Source organism: Nodosilinea sp. LEGE 07298 (assembly GCF_015207265.1).
Classification (GTDB): Bacteria; Cyanobacteriota; Cyanobacteriia; order Phormidesmidales; family Phormidesmidaceae; genus Nodosilinea.
The window spans coordinates 1-4650 of the sequence record NZ_JADEXE010000418.1; the positions used below are offsets into that span (position 1 = coordinate 1).

A 4650-nucleotide genomic window follows, 5' to 3' on the forward strand; every position below is an offset into this window, starting at 1 on the left:
ATTGCCGGTCAGATGTTTGATAACGAATATGACTTGGCCATGACCGTCATTGACGGCATGGAAGCGCGTAGTAAAGCTGGAAATTATCAGCTAGAACGTTTTATGTTTAAATGCGCCTAGCTACTTACAGGACAAGCACAAGTTGGCAAGACCTTAACTATTGATACTCAAATTGTAAATTCTTCAGGAGAAGTAATCATAGATTTTGGCAATTTTCCACTTGAAAAAGTGATGTTCAGCCATGATGGATCTCGGTTGAGTGCAATACGGTTACAGAATTCTGGTAGTGGTACTACATTTGACGGTTTTCTAAAATGGGAGTTTGAACTAGATCGTTTGCTTGAAAAGAGCTGTGACTATCTTCAGCACTATCTTAATAGTCCTGTTTTGTCCGAAGAAAATCGAGCTACGTGCGATGCAAATTTTCGGAGTACTGAGTCAGTCAGTCAGTCAGATATTTCTGATTATGAGCTTCTTGACGATCAAGAGAAGACCGTGGATTGGTCCTCACTGCGATGGTTGTTGCCGCAGCGTCAGCCCACTCATGCCCTGCCATCAGATTTGGATAGGGAAAGTGTTGCTACTCAGGCTTTTGAAACTTTGGGTAGTGGTATGGACTTGTCAGGTCTTGGCCTTAGCTCTAGCGAACAATTAATCTTTTTCAGACTTCAAACTCAAGTAAGCGCATGGGATATGGAGGGGTCTCGCAGTAGCCTAAGCCTATTGCAAAATAGCAATAATGCTTGTGTAGCAGCCTTTGCTAACCAACTAACAGATGCTCTTAATCAGCAAGACGGCGAAGGTTTTCGGCAAATCACCCCCATTAAACGGGAGCTGAACGCTCAGCAGGGGTGCAAACTACCGCTGTACCCCTATCCATTTTCGCCGTAGATGCAGATTCCGAGTCGTCTATTTGTAGCTTCTTTGATCAGCTCCGGTTAAGTCTCAGCATCGCCTATGAAAACCATCCTCACATTAGCTGTCAACTCTGATGACATCTCGGTCTTTCCGCTAAACCGAGAAGAAAGTACCGTTAGGGGGCGGGGCTTAGAGCATAACTACAGACGGCAGTTTAAAATCAGCACGGCAGTGTTGTCATGCCTGTTTTGCCAAGTGTCTATACGGTGGAATGCACGGTGATCAATTCAAGGCCTGCTACTTCAATGCACAGGCGATCGCTCTCAACTCGCTAATAATTCCCCCCGGTCCTGAATGCGATCGCACCACTGCTGAGCTAGCACCGCCACCTCCTGGCGCTTGGCCTCATTGGCCCACAACTCAGCCCACCCTATCTTCCACCGGCTCAGCAACCGTTGCAGGTCAACTAAGTCACTGGCAAAGGCGATGTCGGTTTCTAGGTCAATGCCGAGCACCGCCTACTCAATAAAGAACTGACTTTCCCTGACTAGGTGCTGGGCCACCGACTCATCAGTGCCACTGCGGGCCAACACCCGGATGCGCGTCAAGTTCAGCGCCAAACTGTCGAGCTGAGTCGCTCGGTTGGCCTGCAGGTACTGCGCCTTGAGAATGTCCCAATTTATTGCCATTAAACGTCGCCCATCAAAGACTGCACAAGCTGGCGGATATCGTCCCGCAGACCAGAATCTTGAATCATCATCGAACCGTTGTTGGCGCTAGGGCGAATGTTGATCAGCGATTCATAGCCCACTGTTTGGCTAAGCGGAACCAATCTGCGCCCCAGACATAGCGCTGCAGACTGCCATCGTCCAGCAGCGCTAGCTCACAGTCTGCGTGCAACTCGCCTCCTCCAGCCACGATGCGGCGCTCAACATCTACCGCTAGTTTAATGTAAATTCCCAGCGCCTCCAGCATTTGACGTATCTGCTCAGGCTCCGCTCTCTGGCGAATGATATGGATAATAACGCGCTAGCTCATGGTGCTGAACAAGTGTACTGCCATCTACCTCTCTCGGGTGCATCGCTCTTGATTTATGGATTTGTCCAAGGCTCCGCAGCATTACCGGAAACAGGCTCAAAGTGGAGTCTTGCAAACTACTGTCTTTTCGCCGCTGGTTGCTTAAAAGACCTTGCTGATAGATCTGGATGGCCTTCAGGTGAGCATTTGGGTTGCCTCGATTGTGCAACCAGTCTTGAATCAGCTCCAGGTTGTAGCGCACGCAGCGGCTGTTGATCCGCACCCAGTGGACACCCTCAATCCAATCGCCTTGAAGGCGATACTTCTTCAGCGTTGAGCCGCTGAGATTAAGGCGTTCTGAGGCTGTTCGCTTATTGACAAAAAGAAGCATAGCACCCAACTCCTGGGTTAACGACAGGGCCAAGGCCCGAAGCAGAGTTGGTAGAGCGTTGTGGTGCAGCCCCTGATTGGTATGGCAGTTGCACCGTCCTGATGCTGTCATTCTAAGGGAGTCAGCAAGAGCTTAGCTGATTTAATGCTGATTAATTCATGATACTTATTAATGTGTCAGCATGAACAATTGCCCATGAGAATTCCCCCCTTGGCGCTCCTGTTGAGGGCTAGGGGGGAATGGAGATGCAGAATCGGCATCCAGCTGCTATCCCTGTATGAGCGTCCCTTTAGTCATTGAGGATGTCGCCGAGGTCGCCAAGCTCGTCGCCATCCATCGCGACCCCTTGCTCGATATCCATCGGTGCGGGTGCGGAAGTAGAAGGCGGGATGGTCAAAAACCGGCTCGCTCCTCCGCCTTTTACGACTACTACCAACTCCTCCAAGATGGCTTCCAGGCGAGCAGTACTACTCATTGGAGCCGAAGCGCTGACGTTAGCCGTGACTGGACTAGCGATGTGGTAGCGATCGCACAGATCAGCAATCTGCTTCACCAGCCGCTCCACACAATGCCGCGCTATGTCCTGAATCTCCGAGACCGATAGTTCGCCGTGGAACTCCTCAGCCAGGGGACGGTAGAACGCCATCATGGCATCCATCCCTTGCTGTCGGCCCTGATGCCCGGTGAAATGCGGATTGTTTAGCAGATAATTCAGCACCACCGCTGTCGCCGCTGGAAACTGGGCGTTGTAGATGAACTTGACCCGATCTGGATGCGGGTGACTATTTTGACTCATACCCTCACCCCCAATCGATTGACATCGCCAAGCAGCGCCTGGAACAGACCAAAGCCATCGGTCATCCGCATTGGTAATGAGGGTAATTCCACCGCTTCCGGCAGCTGGGCGTTGACCAGTTGGGATAACGCCTCCTGGTGCTCCCAGGCAAAGGATAGACGAGGGACAAACCCCCGCTCCTCAAAGAACTGCCGCAGCGGTTCTCGCATCAGATAAGCCGCTCCACCCGCCAGCACCACATCGCCCTTACCGGTGGCTAGACTTGGCAATAAGTGATCGGTGAAGTGGGATTCCAAACTGGCCAGATATGCCGCTTCCACCTGGGCGATCGCCGCCGCGAAATCCACCGCCGTTCCCTTGGCCACCGAATACTGCTGAGCTTGACGAGTTTCCAAAGCCCTCAGCAGCACGTCGTATTCCGTTACTGATACCCCCGCCGCATTTGCTGCCTTCTCAAACGACTCCCAAAAGCCCGGAAACTTGGAGGTCGATTTAGCCGAGTTCAACGTCCCTGTTTCAAAAGCCAGTTGGGTACCGTTGCGGTGCCCCAACATCTCAATCCAGGTGGTCCGTTGAGCGATGGCCACCCCTGCCTGCTGGAGCAGAGCTTTGCGTTGGACGTAGATGCCATAACCCTCGGGCCGAAAACTGAGGGTCAGATTGACCCGATACTCTGCTGTGTCTTGAAACCGAAAACCTTCCCCCAGAGCCATCAATCGAGATGCGATCTGCTGACAGGTTGCCAATTCGTTAATTGGTAGCAGCACCCAGACTACGGCATCAAAGCGACTGGGCTGTCCCTCAGTTTTAGCGATCGCCCCCAACGCCCCCACGATCCGCTCGGGAGCTTTCAGGCTTTTGTCCTCCTTAAAGCTGTTGTAGTCGAGAAACCGCTGAGCGGCCTTACCCACAAACGTCAATACGTCACCATTGCGGTACCACGCACAATCTTGCGGACGACCTCCAGGGCTAACCGATTCCACCCCAGCTGCCTCGCGCTGGGCCACTTCTGCATTCATCCACAGGGCGTGAGTTTGGCCCTGGCGAAGCTTGTAGAAGAACTTTCCACCTGACTTGCCCAAGTCGCAGGCCAATAAAAGCGTCGGAGCATGAGAATCCATAGGAAAACCTCTTAATCACTGACCTACTTATCAGCATTAATTCAGCTAAATCCGTGCAACTTTGTGAAACTTCGTGAAAAATGCAGTAACACCATCTGAAGAGTGTGATTTTTCGGGAATTATGCTGGCAATGCTGACTGAGTGGAATATAATTTGGTGTATCAGGATGCTGCGCCCCTATCGGGGGCTTCGCGGAGAGGCCACACAGTACGCCAAGGTTTTGGCAAAAACCGGTCAATGGCCCTCCCTCCAAGGTTTCTACCGTTTTCCAAGACGCTATCGCTTTCGCCTCAGGGTGGCGTCGTGTTTTTAACCTCGCTTCTCCATGCTTTCCACAAGCGGGAGCATGTCAGGTTTGCAAGGAGGGTTGAAATAGGTGAGGATGCCAGTGTTGACCTAGCGACCTAACCGATGACCCCCGAGAAAGCAGCCCAACTCAAAACCCACCTTGAGGCTATCGCTGAACT

At 52.0% G+C, this 4650-nt stretch carries 6 protein-coding genes and 1 pseudogene; 1 reads left to right on the top strand and 6 read right to left on the bottom strand.

From position 1 onward, the window contains the following. The first annotated feature begins 255 nt into the window (after positions 1-255). Positions 256-891 (top strand): hypothetical protein, encoded by a 636-nt coding sequence (locus IQ273_RS30710; protein ID WP_228054213.1) that lies wholly within the window; start codon positions 256-258, stop codon positions 889-891. Positions 892-1181: 290 nt separating this feature from the next. Here IQ273_RS30710 and IQ273_RS34170 read toward each other — a convergent pair whose 3' ends face one another. The 6 genes and pseudogenes from IQ273_RS34170 to IQ273_RS30735 all read right to left on the bottom strand — a co-directional run bounded on the left by IQ273_RS34170 (position 1182) and on the right by IQ273_RS30735 (position 4183). Continuing rightward, entirely contained in the window at positions 1182-1373 is a 192-nt protein-coding gene (locus IQ273_RS34170) for a hypothetical protein (protein WP_228054215.1), read from the bottom strand. Between the two features lie 3 nt (positions 1374-1376). Continuing rightward, positions 1377-1547, bottom strand: coding sequence for a hypothetical protein (locus IQ273_RS34175; protein ID WP_228054217.1), 171 nt, complete (start codon positions 1545-1547; stop codon positions 1377-1379). After that, positions 1547-1833, bottom strand: a pseudogene (locus IQ273_RS36180) (DUF5674 family protein). Before IQ273_RS36180 ends, IQ273_RS34175 begins: the two are co-directional and overlap by 1 nt. A 13-nt stretch (positions 1834-1846) precedes the next feature. Continuing rightward, the gene (locus IQ273_RS35555; RefSeq protein ID WP_228054218.1) at positions 1847-2266 is read right to left on the bottom strand and encodes an AlpA family transcriptional regulator; all 420 of its coding nucleotides are present in this window, start codon (positions 2264-2266) and stop codon (positions 1847-1849) included. Positions 2267-2555: 289 nt separating this feature from the next. Beyond that, the gene (locus tag IQ273_RS30730; protein WP_194026886.1) at positions 2556-3062 is read right to left on the bottom strand and encodes a hypothetical protein; all 507 of its coding nucleotides are present in this window, start codon (positions 3060-3062) and stop codon (positions 2556-2558) included. Beyond that, a complete protein-coding gene (locus IQ273_RS30735) occupies positions 3059-4183 on the bottom strand; it encodes a hypothetical protein (protein ID WP_194026887.1) in 1125 nt (374 codons plus the stop codon). Before IQ273_RS30735 ends, IQ273_RS30730 begins: the two co-directional genes overlap by 4 nt. Positions 4184-4650 lie beyond the last annotated feature (467 nt).